The 14,467-nt window shown below is 38.7% G+C and carries 12 protein-coding genes; all 12 read right to left on the bottom strand.

All coding sequences use genetic code 11. The features are described from left to right. Positions 1–14 precede the first annotated feature (14 nt). The 12 genes from murB to mraZ all read right to left on the bottom strand — a co-directional run bounded on the left by murB (position 15) and on the right by mraZ (position 14,401). Positions 15–923: a UDP-N-acetylmuramate dehydrogenase gene (murB, locus tag FA727_RS03195; protein WP_136829281.1), complete on the bottom strand. Its 909-nt coding sequence runs from the start codon at positions 921–923 to the stop codon at positions 15–17. 158 nt (positions 924–1,081) lie between these two features. Beyond that, positions 1,082–2,179 (bottom strand): undecaprenyldiphospho-muramoylpentapeptide beta-N-acetylglucosaminyltransferase, encoded by a 1,098-nt coding sequence (murG, locus tag FA727_RS03190; protein WP_136829280.1) that lies wholly within the window; start codon positions 2,177–2,179, stop codon positions 1,082–1,084. 578 nt (positions 2,180–2,757) lie between these two features. Next, positions 2,758–3,858 (bottom strand): stage V sporulation protein E, encoded by a 1,101-nt coding sequence (gene spoVE / locus FA727_RS03185; protein ID WP_136829279.1) that lies wholly within the window; start codon positions 3,856–3,858, stop codon positions 2,758–2,760. Positions 3,859–3,923: 65 nt separating this feature from the next. Continuing rightward, positions 3,924–5,276, bottom strand: a complete 1,353-nt coding sequence (gene murD, locus FA727_RS03180; protein ID WP_136829278.1) for a UDP-N-acetylmuramoyl-L-alanine--D-glutamate ligase — start codon at positions 5,274–5,276, stop codon at positions 3,924–3,926. Next, the gene (gene mraY, locus FA727_RS03175) at positions 5,277–6,251 is read right to left on the bottom strand and encodes a phospho-N-acetylmuramoyl-pentapeptide-transferase (RefSeq protein WP_136829277.1); all 975 of its coding nucleotides are present in this window, start codon (positions 6,249–6,251) and stop codon (positions 5,277–5,279) included. Positions 6,252–6,254: 3 nt separating this feature from the next. Beyond that, positions 6,255–6,701, bottom strand: a complete 447-nt coding sequence (locus FA727_RS03170; RefSeq protein WP_136829276.1) for a hypothetical protein — start codon at positions 6,699–6,701, stop codon at positions 6,255–6,257. Position 6,702: 1 nt separating this feature from the next. After that, positions 6,703–8,163, bottom strand: coding sequence for a UDP-N-acetylmuramoyl-L-alanyl-D-glutamate--2,6-diaminopimelate ligase (locus FA727_RS03165; protein ID WP_136829275.1), 1,461 nt, complete (start codon positions 8,161–8,163; stop codon positions 6,703–6,705). Positions 8,164–8,359: 196 nt separating this feature from the next. After that, positions 8,360–10,294, bottom strand: coding sequence for a stage V sporulation protein D (locus FA727_RS03160; protein ID WP_136829274.1), 1,935 nt, complete (start codon positions 10,292–10,294; stop codon positions 8,360–8,362). Between the two features lie 144 nt (positions 10,295–10,438). Then, on the bottom strand, positions 10,439–12,610 hold the full coding sequence (locus FA727_RS03155; RefSeq protein WP_136829273.1) for a penicillin-binding protein: 2,172 nt from the start codon (positions 12,608–12,610) through the stop codon (positions 10,439–10,441). Continuing rightward, on the bottom strand, positions 12,607–12,975 hold the full coding sequence (ftsL, locus tag FA727_RS03150) for a cell division protein FtsL (RefSeq protein ID WP_136829272.1): 369 nt from the start codon (positions 12,973–12,975) through the stop codon (positions 12,607–12,609). Before ftsL ends, FA727_RS03155 begins: the two co-directional genes overlap by 4 nt. A gap of 41 nt (positions 12,976–13,016) precedes the next feature. After that, the gene (rsmH, locus tag FA727_RS03145) at positions 13,017–13,949 is read right to left on the bottom strand and encodes a 16S rRNA (cytosine(1402)-N(4))-methyltransferase RsmH (RefSeq protein WP_136829271.1); all 933 of its coding nucleotides are present in this window, start codon (positions 13,947–13,949) and stop codon (positions 13,017–13,019) included. Positions 13,950–13,969: 20 nt separating this feature from the next. Beyond that, positions 13,970–14,401 (bottom strand): division/cell wall cluster transcriptional repressor MraZ, encoded by a 432-nt coding sequence (gene mraZ / locus FA727_RS03140; RefSeq protein WP_136829270.1) that lies wholly within the window; start codon positions 14,399–14,401, stop codon positions 13,970–13,972. Between the last annotated feature and the right edge of the window lie 66 nt (positions 14,402–14,467).

Genomic DNA, 14,467 nt, shown 5'->3' with positions numbered 1-14,467 from the left:
TTAGGAAATTGTTCCTATTTTCTTCCGATGATTTCAACCTCTGTTTCCATTCGAATTTGTTTGCTTTCAAAAATGGTATCTTTTACATATTGAATCAGTGCCAATACATCTTCTGCTGTAGCACCACCATCATTGACGATGAAGTTCCCATGCATATCAGAAATTTTTGCACCTCCAATGGAATATCCTTTTAATCCCGCTTCTTCGATTAATTGCCCTGCGTAGTTTGGCAATGGATTTCTAAAGATACTCCCTGCACATGGTGAATCCCATGGCTGCGTTTCTTTACGATAGTTCTTATTTTTTTTCATTTGTTCTCGAATCGTTTCACCGTCTCCCTCAGACAATTGAAACACAGCACGAACAACAATTCCCGGACGTTGTTTTTGTAAAACGGAGGTTCTATAAGAGAATCCCATTTCCTCGTTCGATAGCCATTCGAGATTTCCATCTTCAAACAAAATAAGTGCTTTCGTAAGGATTTTAGAAATATCTGAACCATGAGCTCCGGCATTCATATACACAGCTCCACCAACAGAACCTGGAATACCACTTGCAAATTCAAGTCCAGATAGCCCTTTTTTACTTATCGATGTAGCTAGTGCCACTAAAGAATAACCACCATCTACCGTTACTTCAGTTCCGTTTACTTCTAAGTTTGCTAGACCTGCACCAAGCTTTATAACAATGCCTTCAATCCCTTTATCTGAAACAAGTAAATTCGATCCTCTTCCAATAGCTCGCCATTTTATATTCTTTGTGCGGATGATTTCCATTGTTTTTTGAAGATTTTCTAGTGAAGATGGCTCAATTAAACAATCTGCTGGTCCACCAATTTTAATTGTTGTATGATTTGCGAGTGGTTCATTTCCCTTAACTTTACCCACGTTTAGGTCATTCAATGTTGAAATTAGCTCGTTCATGTTGACCTCCCTTTCAAACTTGAGGTTTGTTCTCACCTAATATTTTCATGTCACTATTGTTCATCGTTTTAGATTCCTATGCTCTTCTCTCAAACATTCTAAGTTTGAGAAAAGAGCCTTACTTATAAATTATGCTTTTTATGGTCAAAAACGACCAATCATTTTGTGCTAGTTAATTCTTTCATAACGTTAAACATTCTTTTAGCAGCATCCTGAATACCAAGCTCTTCAGCTGCAACTCTCATACTTGCTAATAGTTTTTCATCCATTAAAATCTTATCGATTTCCTCTACTAGCTTTTTACTCGTTAAGTCGGTTTCCAATAATAGCTTTGCCGCTCCACGATCACTTAATGAGCGCGCATTTTTTTCCTGATGATTATTCGTCACATATGGACTTGGAATAAGAATGCTTGGAATACCTAGTGAGGTTAATTCCGCTAAAGTTGTCGCTCCAGCTCTTGAAACGGTTAAATCAATTCCCGCTAATACCTCTGGCATATTATGAATAAACGGTTTGATGATAACATTGCCCGGATTTCCAACAAGCTCAACTTCCTTTTTCACATTCTCAAAATGTACATCACCGGTCACATATAAGATTTGATAAGGCTTCGTTCCAAATTCCGATAGTGACTTGATCACCGCTTCGTTAATCGGTCTTGCTCCACGACTTCCACCGAAAATTAATACAGCAGGAATGCCTGGTTTTAGACCTACCGAAAGTCGGCCACGAGCCCCATCCTGTGATAATACCTCTGAAGCACGAGGATTCCCTGTGAACTCAACCTTTTCTTCTGGAAAAAAGGTTTTCGCCTCATCAAAACAAATCGCAATTTTGTTTACATATCTGCTCAAGAATTTATTAGTTAAACCAGGTACACTGTTTTGTTCGTGAATAATCGTTGGAATTCCAAGCTTAGATGCTGCATAAACGACAGGACCACAAACATAGCCCCCTGTACCTATGACGATATCAGCCTTGAATTCTTTTAATAGTTTCTTACTGTCGGAAACACCTTTTACAAAACGATAAATGGTTTTCACATTATCAAATGACAGCTTTCTTTTGAAGCCTGTAATATGTATGGATTTGAAAGGGATATTTTCCCGAGGAACAAGCTTACTTTCTAAGCCTTGCTGTGTTCCAATGTACAAAAATTTAGCTTCTTTATTTTCTTTTTGGATTTCTCTAATTAGGGCTAGTGCCGGATAAATATGTCCTCCGGTACCCCCACCACTGACTACAATTCGCATGTTTTCACCTCTTAAATTTGACACCTAACCATTCTACTATATTCAGGGATAATATGAGATAACAACATCATAATGTTAAATGATTTTAATGATCTCGACATGAATTTGTATTATCTTCATCATTTTACTAAAAGACCCGTGCAAAATCATCTAAAAACAGCAACCAATAGCATTATAAACACAAAGTATATATTTTAATATTAACTGCTGCCACTGCACAACCGCTTTTACATTTGTTAAAACAAGTTTTTATAATAATGTGGGTGATGAATTTATTGCATAAAAAAATAATAGGAAAAATTCCTGCTAAATCTAGAAATTCACCTTTTTCCCTATAGATAAGCGGAATTTTTCCGTTTAAGCTATACATTTTTCATGATTTTAAGGCTTTTAAGGTCATTTAGCGGAGAGTCTCCGCCTATTTCACCCAATATCCATTAATTTCTCAATATAAACGGAATTGCTCCGGTTAAGTGGGGACTCCTTCCTGTCGAAGAGCAATAAATCAACAATGAACATTATCAGATCCTAGAAAAAACAGCCAAAACAAAAAAGAAGCCCTAATTACAGGGCTAACATTAGTATCTCGAATGACGACTAATATTAAGTAGGACTCCAATCGCTAGAAGCATCAATGTTAATGACGACCCTCCATAGCTTAGAAACGGGAGTGTAATCCCCGTGACTGGCATAAGCCCTGTCACAACTCCGATATTAATCATCACTTGTATCGCAATCATCGCAATAATTCCGACAGCTAAAAAACTTCCGAAGAGATCAGGAGCACCTAAGGCAATTCGTATTCCTCTCCACAATAGTAAAGCGAACAAAAGAAGAATAAATGATCCCCCGATGAAGCCTAGTTCCTCTGCTAATATCGCAAAAATAAAGTCAGTTTGGGGCTCCGGCAAATAGAAAAACTTTTGCCTACTTTGCCCTAAACCAAGTCCAAATAATCCACCTGGCCCAATCGCATATAACGATTGAATGATTTGAAACCCACTCCCCTGTGCGTCTGACCAGGGGTCCAAGAATGATGTAATCCGTTGAATTCGATAAGGAGCTGAAACAACCAGCGCCACAAACCCTAGGAGTCCTATTACACCAAGTCCAACAAAGTGGAGGATTCTTGCACCTGACACGAAAATCATGACAATACAGGTTCCAACCATAACCGTTCCTGTTCCTAAATCAGGCTGCAGCATAATCATTCCGAATGCCAAGAATACTAATCCTAACGAAGGAAATAATCCTTTTCTTAACGACGTAATATTCTTTTGATTCTCTGATAAATACTTAGACAGGAATGCAATCATGGCCAACTTCATAAATTCTGATGGTTGTATCGAGAATGCCCCTACACCAATCCAGCTTCTAGAACCATTTCTTTCAGTACCAATTCCAGGAATAAGTACAACAATTAATAGAACAAAGCAAATAATCATAATGACCTTGGCGAATTTTCTCCATGTCCAATAATCAATATTCATGACAAATAACATCGCAACGACCCCTACTCCCGCAAAAAGCATTTGTCTTTTCGCAAAATAGAAGGAGTCCTGAAATTTATAATCTGCCCAAACAGCACTTGCACTATAGACCATAATGAGTCCTAGTGCAAGCAATGTAAAAGTTACTATTAATAAGATAAAGTCAGGAGTCGATCGTTTAGTCGGCAATTTAACACACCTCGAATGCAAGTTTAGAGGGCTGGATGTTTATATACAAACATCTGGACAAGCCCTTACTTAAGCTTATGCACCGCTTCGGTAAAAATGTCTCCCCTAACCTCAAAAGTTTTATACTGATCCCAGCTTGCACATGCAGGTGATAATAACACTACATCTCCAGGGCTAGACAGATTAAAGGCAACAGGTACGGCTTTTTCAACATTATCGACACGCTGAATTGTTTTTATTCCCGCCTCACGTGCAACCCGCTCAATTTTTTCGGCAGTTTGCCCAAAAGTGACAACCGCTTTAACTTGTTCGAAAGAAGGGATTAACTCATCGAATTCATTCCCACGATCTAATCCTCCAGCTAATAACACAACTGGTTCCTTGAAAGCATCCAACGCCTTCGAAGTAGCCAAAATATTGGTCGCCTTAGAATCATTATAAAATTTTCTACCTTCTACATCCGCAATATATTGAAGACGGTGTTTTACACCTTTGAATGTGTTTAACACACGGAAAATCGCATCCTTATCTACACCAGACAATTTTGCTGCTGCCACTGCGGATAAAATATTTTCTTGATTATGAGCACCTGGAAGGACAATATCCTTCACATCCATAATTTTTTCATTCATGAACCAAATCGCATCGTCCATTACATATGCTCCATTTTCTACAACTTTCTTTGTAGAGAATGGAATGATACGTGCATGAGATTGTTTTGCAACCTCCATGACTTGTTCTTGGTCAGCATTCACGATGAAATACTCACTTTCCGTTTGATTTATCGTAATGTTTGCTTTTGCTTTCCAATATTCATTTAAATTACCATGGTAATCGATATGAGCCTCATACAGATTCGTTAAGATTGCAATGCGAGGCTTGAAGCTTTCAATTCCCATTAACTGAAAGGACGATAATTCAATGACAATCGTATTATCAGTAGTTGCTTCTTGAGCAACTCCAGAAGCTACTGTCCCAATATTCCCCGCAATTAAAGGCGCCTTCTTTCCTTCTTCTAACATTTCATAAACAAGAGTTGTCGTTGTTGTTTTCCCGTTCGTTCCAGTAATCCCGATAAATGGTGCTTCAGATACTAAATAAGCCAGCTCCACTTCTGTAATAATCGGAATTTCTAGTTCGAGTGCTCTTTCGATCATCGGGTTATGATATGGGATACCAGGATTCTTAACAATTAATTCAAATCCTTCATCCATTAATTCAATCGGATGTTCACCACAAATCACTGTAATCCCTTGCTCAAGCAGACCTTGCGCCTCAGGATTCTCTGATAACGGCTTTTGATCATTAACCGTCACAAATGCCCCTAATTTATGTAAAAGCGAGGCTGCACTGACCCCGCTTTTTGCTAAACCTAATACTAATACCTTTTTATGATGATATTTCTTGACCTGTTTCAATTACATCCACACCTCGATATAAATTCCAAGCACAGCGAAAATTAAGCCAACTGTCCAAAACGTAACTACTACACGCCATTCTGACCAACCAATCAGTTCATAATGGTGGTGAAGTGGACTCATTCGAAAAATTCGTTTGCCTGTTGTTTTAAATGAAATAACCTGTAAGATAACGGATAATGTCTCAATTACAAAGACTCCACCAATAATGATGAGGATAATTTCAAGCTTAAGTAAAATAGCAACCGTAGCAATTGCACCACCTAAAGCAAGTGAGCCCGTGTCCCCCATGAACACTTTAGCTGGATGTGCATTAAAGACTAAGAAACCTAATACAGCTCCAACAACTGCGACTGAGAATACGGCAATCTCTAATTGAGAGAGGCTCCAGGCTAAAACAGCAAACGCACCAAACGCAATCGCTGCTGTTCCTGACACTAAACCATCAAGTCCATCAGTCAAGTTAACTGCGTTAGAAAATCCAACTAACCAGAATATGATAAATAGAACGTAACCCCATCCTAGGTCAAAAGAAAGATCTGTCAACGGAATGGAAATCACTGTAGAAAACTCATAATGTTGTAGGATTAAAAAGAAAATCACTGAGACAATAATTTGTCCGATTAATTTTTGTATGGATGTTAACCCTAGATTTCGTTTCATGACGACTTTGATAAAATCATCTAAGAATCCTAATAGTCCGAATCCAAACGTTACGAATATTAACAAATACGTATGGATAGTAGGCTCTGCATATTTTCCGATCATGATAAACGTCGTCACCACAATAGAAAGAAGAATAACAATTCCGCCCATCGTTGGTGTCCCTTGTTTTTTCTGGTGAGATTTCGGTCCTTCATCACGAATGCTTTGTCCAAATTTCAACCTTCTTAAGAAAGGAATAAAAATAGGAGAAAGAATGACTGAAATCAAAAATCCTAATAATATGGTAAAAATTATAACTTGCTCGAGCATTATTTATTCCTTCTCCTCTCGAAACTTCTGCAACATTTCGTTCAAAATTGTTTCTATTACAGCACTATCATATGTATCATAGAAATCATTCAGAAGTTTTTCGTCTAAAAAAAGAAAATCTGTCATATTTTCTTTCTTACTAGCTTTCATTTTATCTTTATACAATAATAATATTTTCTTGACTGCCTGAAGCAAATTTTCCGTAAAAAGAATTGGAAAATGATTAGGAGTGTATGTAGGTATCTCCATTCCTTTTTTCCAAATAGCTGCAATTGCACCATTTGCGATAGCAAGCTTTAGTTCACCTGATGAGTTATTCAAAGGTATGAAAAGCCCCTTTGGCTGCTGTGCTGTTGCCGAAAAGGAAACGGTTAGAAAATCTACGTTCACATCCTTAATTCCGGCCACTTCTGGAAATAACAGAGATACATCTTCATACGTTAGATACATACTATCTCCCCTTTATCGCCTCTTTTACAACCAATCGATCATCAAAATCATAGCTTTTATCGCCAATTAACTGATAGGTTTCATGACCTTTTCCAGCGATTAAGATAACATCATTTGTTTTTGCGTGCTGAACAGCGTGATAGATTGCTTCTTTGCGGTCAACAATGACTTCATAAGGCTGACCATGAACCCCTGCTTCCATATCATTTAAAATTTGTACAGGGTCTTCGCTCCTTGGATTATCTGAAGTGAAAATTGGTCTATTACTATATTTGCAAGCAATTTGCGCCATCAGTGGACGCTTCGTTTTATCTCGGTCACCACCACATCCAACCACAACGATAATGTTCCCTTTTGCAAACTGTTGGATTGTAGTTATCGCATTTTCTAAGCTATCGGGTGTATGTGAATAATCCACGATAACTGAGAAATCCTGCCCCGCTTGGACAAGTTCAAATCGTCCAGCTACTCCTGAAACATTTTCGATGGAAGCAATGGCACTTTCGAGCGGTATGCCTGACGCTAACGCTGCACCTAAGCTCGCAAGTACATTATAGACACTAAATTTGCCAACAAGCTGCATCGATACTTTATGGAGTCCAAAAGGACTTTCTAATTCGAATTCAGTCCCATTCGCTGTCATTTGAATATTTTTAGCATGAAGGTTAGCGCTATTGTCAATCCCGTATGTAATTACATGGGCACTTGTAGATTCGATGTACATCTTGCTCGCTTCATCATCCATATTTAGCACTGCAAATTTTGGTTTAGCCATATCATATGTATTGCCTAGTTGAGCAAATAATAGGCTTTTAGCTCTTTGGTATTCATCCATTGTTTTATGATAGTCCAAATGATCTTGCGTTAAGTTCGTGAACACAGCAACATTAAAATCCGTACCATGAACTCGACCTTCCACTAATGCGTGGGAGGAAACCTCCATCACCGTTGCTTCAACCCCTTCCTTCACCATTTGGTGAAAGGTCTTTTGTAGGGTGAGGCTTTCTGGAGTTGTATTTTTCGTTTCAAATTGTTTGGTACCGATTTTTGTATACATGGTACCAATTAAGCCAGTTTGCTTGCCAACATCCGCTAATATTTTTTCAATAATGTGGCTTGTTGTTGTTTTCCCATTGGTTCCCGTAATTCCAATCATATGAAGTTTATGACTAGGTTGACCGTAAAATGCATCAGAAAGTACAGCTAACGCTCTTCTCGTACTCTCTACGACGATAACTGGAACTGTTAAGTCTAAAGGTCTTTCAGCTAAAACAGCGACCGCACCATTATTTACAGCAGATTCTGCAAAATCATGCGCATCTACTGTTAATCCTTTTATACAAACAAATAAGCTTCCCTGGACGACTTTACGATTATCATTTTCGATCGAGACGATCTCTGGATTATCGTAAGCTTTATAATCGATAAAGGGAAGTTGACTTAGCAATGTATGTAATTTCAAATCGATCATATCCTCTCAAAAAACTGACGCCTTTTATTTTACATGATCAAGGTAGATTTCACAATGTATATCACGAAGTCGTTAAACGAACGAAATAATTCTGTATTTTGCGGAATTTTAGTGTATTTTGAAATCGGCTTGGACTATTTTTATTAGCATAAAAAGAGAGCGGGCGTATATTTCAGCCCCGCCCTCTTTATTCCTCTTTGTTTTCCACATCATCGAAGTAGAGTCGAATCGTAGAACCTTCTTTAAGCTTAATTCCTGATTCTGGTGTTTGCTTGACGACAGTTTTCCCCTCTCCACTTGCATCTATTTTGAAGTTGACAAATAGCTCACTTATTTCTGTTTTTGTCATCCCTACGACATTAGGCACTTCAATCAAGACAGGGTCTGTCCATTCCTTTTTCGTCTTTTCAATTTGATCCCTACGAGGTGGAACTCCCATAGCTCTCAAGCTATCTCCCATGATTTCCCCAACAATAGGTGCTGCTACTCTACCTCCAAATTGAACAGTGCCCTTCGGATTGTCTACAGCCACATAAACGACCAACTGAGGGTCATCTGCTGGAGCAAACCCAATAAAGGAAACAATATGGTTATTCTCCATATACTTTCCATTTTTTACTTTTTGCGCTGTACCCGTTTTACCTCCAACACGATAGCCTTCCACAAACGCTTTGGCACCAGTACCTTGAGCAACTACAGTTTCAAGGGCATATCTTATTTCTTTCGAAGTTTCTTCAGAAATCACCTTTCTTTTAGCTGTAGGAGAGTTCTTCATGATCACATCCCCTGTAATCGGGTCTACAAGCTCTTTTGCAATATACGGAGTATACAATGTCCCACCATTAATCGCCGCAGACAAAGCTGTTACTTGCTGAATAGGCGTAACTGAAACCCCTTGTCCAAAAGCTGTTGTTGCCAATTCAACAGGTCCAACATTGTCTAAATTAAAGAGAATTCCCGTACCTTCACCTTGCAAATCAATCCCCGTTTTTTCTCCAAAACCAAAGTCTTTAATATATTTGAACAATTTCTCTTTTCCTAGTCTTTGTCCAAGCTCTACAAAGCCAGGGTTACAAGAATTTTGTACCACTTCTAAAAAGGTTTGACTCCCATGCCCCCCACGCTTCCAGCAATGAAGTGTAGAGCCATTAACCTTAACCGAACCAGAATCGTGAAAATGGTCAGATTGTAAATTAACCTTCCCTTCTTCAAGGGCAGCAGCTAAGGTAATGATTTTGAAAGTTGACCCCGGTTCGTAAGTGCTCCATACCGGTAAATTTCGATTGTATACTTCCGGAGCAACGTTCTGGTAGTTCGTTGGATCAAATCCTGGTCTACTTGACATCGCCAGGACTTCTCCAGTGTTTGGGTCCATTGCAATGGCGATCAAACCATCTGGATTATACGTTGCTTGAGCAATATCTAATTCTCTTTCAATAATTGTTTGTACCTTAGAGTCAATTGTTAATTTTAAATCAAGTCCATCAACAGGCGCCTCATAGTCATCCGCTTTATCGTTCATTCGATTTTGCTTCGCATCTGCGTAAAACTCAACAGAGCCCTGTTCCCCTTTTAATTGTTTGTCATAATAGAGCTCAAGTCCCATTAAACCTTGGTTATCAACTCCAGTAAATCCTAGAACATGAGACAAATAATCTCCAAACGGATAATATCTCTTCGAATCCTCCCCTATATAAACGCCAGGTAAGTCAAGATTTCTTACCTCAGCCGCCTTTTCGTTGGAAATTTTTCTTCCCTGAGGGATTCTTACATTTAATGATTTTTCGGTGATCTTCTTATAAATATCTTCCTTTGAGGCGTTCAATACAGCAGCTAATTTTTCAGCCGTTCCTGCTGGATCCTTTATTTGCCTCGGAAAGACATATACGGTTGGCGCACTCATATTGGTTGCCAACTCCACTCCATTTCGATCTACAATTTCACCACGTTCAGGCTCAAATGGTATTTTACGGCTCCATAAGTTTTCCGCTCCATCCGTCAGCCAATCCCCTAAGTAAAATTGCACATAGCCAAGCCTCACATCAATAATAAAGAAAATCAAGAATCCAAAAAATAAAGCGATGATTAATCTTTTTCTAACCGTCACATTCGAAACCCGCATTCGAACGAACCTCCCTACTATATGGCTCGTTCCAATATATGCTTGTACAAATATAAATAGAACGCACCAATTGGGTACGTTCAGGAATTAGATACACTTAAAAAGGTACCGAATGTTTTCTCGGTACCTTTTCTAAATTCAGGATTATCCACCCTTTGTTACTTCTTTCTCAACTTCTTCTTCAACAACTTGATCTGGCTTTTGTAAATGGACAACCAAATAGTCTCCATCCTTCAAAGGTGCATTTGCTGGTAGGTTCTGTTTGGTCACATATCCACTTCCAGAGACATTTAACTCAAGTTTGGCTAAATTGGCTACTTTCATCACATCTCTTAGAGACCAGCCACTCATATCGGGCAAGGTAATTTCTCCATCTGTCAAAACAACAACCTTTTCCCCTTCAAGCAAAGCTTGTCCTTTTTCCGGTAGTTGTTTCACAATTTTTGTTCCTTTTCCTATTACAACCGGATTGACACCTAAACCATTGAGATTCCCTACCGCTTGTTCAACACTTTTTCCTTTTACATCAGGAATTTCTATGGTTTTCGAAGCTTCTAATTCCGAAGGCTGAATGCTCAAATATTGAAGACTATTTTTCATAACCTGTTTAAAAATCATAGACACCGGCTTAGAACCATCAGAAGATACTTCAATATCTGGTTTCTGAACAGCTACATATACGATGAGTTGTGGGTTATCCGCCGGCGCCATTCCTAAGAATGAAAATACGTAATCACTAGCTCCATGTACATACTTTCCATTCTCAGTAAAATTCGCTGTCCCAGTTTTACCAGCTACCTCATAGCCCTCAATATTATATTTTTCATAACCTGTTCCCTTTGGAGAGCTAATAACCGTTTCTAAAACTTCACGAACTTTTTTCGCGGTATCTTCAGAAATTGGTTTTCCCGCCACCTCTGGCTTTGCTTCCTCAACAATCTGGTTTGTGTTTGGATCCTTGATTTTCTCAATGATATGAGGTTTTAACATCGTTCCATTTCCGGCAATGGCTGTTGCCGCTTGAATTTGTTGAATGGCTGTAATCGCCGTACCTTGTCCATATCCTGTCGTAATTTTATTGATAGGATATTCGTAAACGATTTTCCCACCTGTTTCATTTGGAATTTCGATTCCTGTTGGGTCCTCAAATCCAAATTTCGTCAAATATTCTCTATAAGTATCAAAACCTAACTTTTCATTTACGATTTTTGCAATCGCAACGTTTGAGGAGCGTTGGATCCCTTCTAAATAAGTGATAGGACCCCATCCTACTTTGTTATGGTCACGAATCGTTTGTGAATTCTTAGTTACCTTATAGGAACCCGATTGATAGGTTTCATTGAGATTTAAAACATTTTCTTCAAGGGCAGCTGCAAGTGTAAACACCTTCATTGTAGAACCCGGTTCGAACGAAACCTCTACCGCTTCATTTAACCAAGTATCCGTGATACCCTCTCTTGTTTTTGGATGGAATGTAGGTCTTTGCCCCATCGCCAATATTTCACCAGTAGCAGGATCAGCGACGATCGCCACCATTTTCTGCGGACTATATTGTTCTTGCGCCTGGTTTAAAGCATCCTCTAAAAAGGTTTGAATCTTCTTATCTAGTGTTAAATAGACATCATTACCATTTTGTGCAGGCACGATCTTCTCTTCACTGTTTGGTAATAGATACCCCCATAAATCACTTTCATATTGGATAGAGCCATTTTTCCCTGTCAAAATATCGTTTAATGACTTTTCAATTCCTAATTGTCCTACCGGATTCGTTTCTCCATCCTCGTAATCCACATAACCGATTAAGTGGGAAGAAAAAACACCATTTGGATAAAAACGCTTGGATTCACGCACAAAGGTAATCCCCGGCAGCTCTAACTCCTCAATCTCCTGCTTTGTTTGTAGAGATATATCTTTTCCAGCACGTCCAAATTCCACTTGGAAAAGATCCTTCTTAGATAGAATTCTATAAATCTCAGACTCTGACAAATCAATATACTTCGCAAGCTGAGCAGCTGTTTTTTCTTTATCTGCAACATAATTCGGCTTCATTTTTTTATCTAAAATAGCCACAATTGTATACGAAGAAGTATCCTCTGCAATCACTTCCCCATTACGGTCGTAAATGGTTCCACGTTTTGCTTCAAGAATTCCCTTTTTATTGTAATTTTTCTGCGCCTTAGCTGCGAGTGGCTGTCCAGCAGCTTCTCCAGTCACTTGGATTGATACGAACCGAAAAATTAAGACAAAAAAGAGCAGGCAAAAAATTACAAATAATAGCGCTGCTCCAACATTCATATTTGGCTGTTTTCTTATCATTGATCTTGCACAACCTTGACATTATTTTCATTAAGCTTCAAACCAAGCGCTTTCGCCTTTGCCCAAATTCTCTCATAAGTGCTGAGTTCCTCTACCTGCATACCGAGGTCAGCATTTACCTTCTTTTGAGATTGTATCATAGCAGACGTTTCTTGAATATCCTTATTTATTTCATATATATCAGCCTGATTCGAAATAATATGAGTTGCACCAAAACAAAGTGCCGCACAAAAGGCCACTCCTAAAATTTTCTCTCCTGGAGATAGACCAAATCGATTTTTCTTTCCAATTTCAGGCGATTGTACTTGTTTTTGTATTTGTCTTTGTTCTTGCTCCTGCTGTAGCTTCCTTGCTAAATTTCCCATTCTTTTCCCTCCTTGGAATTCAATTAAATAAATTCTATATTCTAAAGCTTTTCTGCAATTCTTAATTTAGCTGAACGAGCACGATTGTTTTCCTCTAGTTCAGTGTCTGAAGGAATGATCGGCTTTCTTGTTATCAATTTTAAAATTGGTTTGTATTCATCAGGAATAATAGGTAATCCATGTGGCAAATCAGGTGTCTCACTTGCCTTCTTAAATGTAACCTTACAAATCCTATCCTCTAATGAATGAAACGTAATGACACTAATTCTTCCGCCTGGAGCCAGTAGGTCAATTGCTTGTTGAAGTGATTTTTCAAATACGCCTAGCTCATCATTCACCGCAATTCGGATCGCCTGGAAAATTCGCTTCGCCGGGTGACCACCTTTTCTTCGCGCAGGTGCTGGAATCGCATCCTTAATAATTTCTACCAATTCACCAGTCGTTTCAATTGGTTCGTTTTCTCTTGCCGCTTCAATTTTTCGTGCGATTTGTTTTGAAAACTTCTCTTCCCCATATCTATGGAAAATTCTTAACAAATCTCCAAAACTCCACGAATTTACAACGTCATATGCAGAAAGTGGAGCATCTTGGTCCATTCTCATATCCAAAGGTGCGTCATGATGATAACTAAAACCGCGTTCTGGAGTATCTAACTGAGGTGAAGAAACACCTAAGTCATAGAGAATCCCATCGACTTTTTCAACACCATGCGCTGCAAGTTCTTCTTTTAAATGAAGAAAATTACTTTTAATCATTGTAATCCGATCGCCATATAGAGCAAGTTTTTCTTTGGCATTCGCGATCGCTATTTCGTCCTGATCAAATGCGAAAAGTCTACCTTTAGAAGATAGCTTCGATAATATGAGTGAGGAATGTCCTGCTCCTCCCATCGTACAATCAACGTAAATTCCATCTGGTTTAATGTTTAAACCTTCTACTGTTTCATGTAATAGCACTGTTGTATGTTCAAACATGGTTGTCCACCTTTCGAAACTTAAATATCAAACCCGATCATATTTTCCGCAATTTCAGCAAAAGATTCTTCAGATTCTACAAAATAGTCTTCCCAAAGTTCCTTGCTCCATATCTCAATTCGATTGGATACACCTAAAACTACACATTCTTTCTCAAGCTTTCCATATTGCATGAGTGGAGTAGGAATATTGATTCTTCCTTGTTTATCAACTTCACACTCGGTTGCACCTGAAAAGAAAAATCGAGTAAAAGCACGGGCATCTTTTTTAGTTAGGGGTAGACCTTTGAGCTTTTCTTCAATAACAGCCCATTCAGATTGTGGGTATCCGAACAAACATTGATCCAGACCACGTGTCAAAACAAACGTTTCGCCAAGATGCTCACGGAACTTTGCAGGCACGATTAAGCGACCCTTCGTATCAACATTATGATGGTATTCACCCATAAACATACCCACTACCCCCACTCTCTAACCTAAATGTACCACAATACCCCACTTTCCTCCACTAAATTTTAA

Origin of the sequence: Robertmurraya kyonggiensis (assembly GCF_005116465.1) — a bacterium.
GTDB classification, from domain to species: domain Bacteria; phylum Bacillota; class Bacilli; order Bacillales; family Cytobacillaceae; genus Robertmurraya; species Robertmurraya kyonggiensis.
Note: the sequence above shows the minus strand (reverse complement) of the source record. Positions and strands in the feature narration are given on the sequence as shown.

Bases quoted from the DNA above. Each gene is read 5' to 3' on its own strand.
- FA727_RS03155 (WP_136829273.1), bottom strand. From the start codon at position 12,610: ATGATAAGAAAACAGCCAAATATGAATGTTGGAGCAGCGCTATTATTT.
- mraY (WP_136829277.1), bottom strand. From the start codon at position 6,251: ATGCTCGAGCAAGTTATAATTTTTACCATATTATTAGGATTTTTGATT.
- murB (WP_136829281.1), bottom strand. From the start codon at position 923: ATGAACGAGCTAATTTCAACATTGAATGACCTAAACGTGGGTAAAGTT.
- FA727_RS03170 (WP_136829276.1), bottom strand. From the start codon at position 6,701: ATGTATCTAACGTATGAAGATGTATCTCTGTTATTTCCAGAAGTGGCC.
- murG (WP_136829280.1), bottom strand. From the start codon at position 2,179: ATGCGAATTGTAGTCAGTGGTGGGGGTACCGGAGGACATATTTATCCG.
- ftsL (WP_136829272.1), bottom strand. From the start codon at position 12,975: ATGGGAAATTTAGCAAGGAAGCTACAGCAGGAGCAAGAACAAAGACAA.
- FA727_RS03160 (WP_136829274.1), bottom strand. From the start codon at position 10,294: ATGCGGGTTTCGAATGTGACGGTTAGAAAAAGATTAATCATCGCTTTA.
- rsmH (WP_136829271.1), bottom strand. From the start codon at position 13,949: ATGTTTGAACATACAACAGTGCTATTACATGAAACAGTAGAAGGTTTA.
- mraZ (WP_136829270.1), bottom strand. From the start codon at position 14,401: ATGTTTATGGGTGAATACCATCATAATGTTGATACGAAGGGTCGCTTA.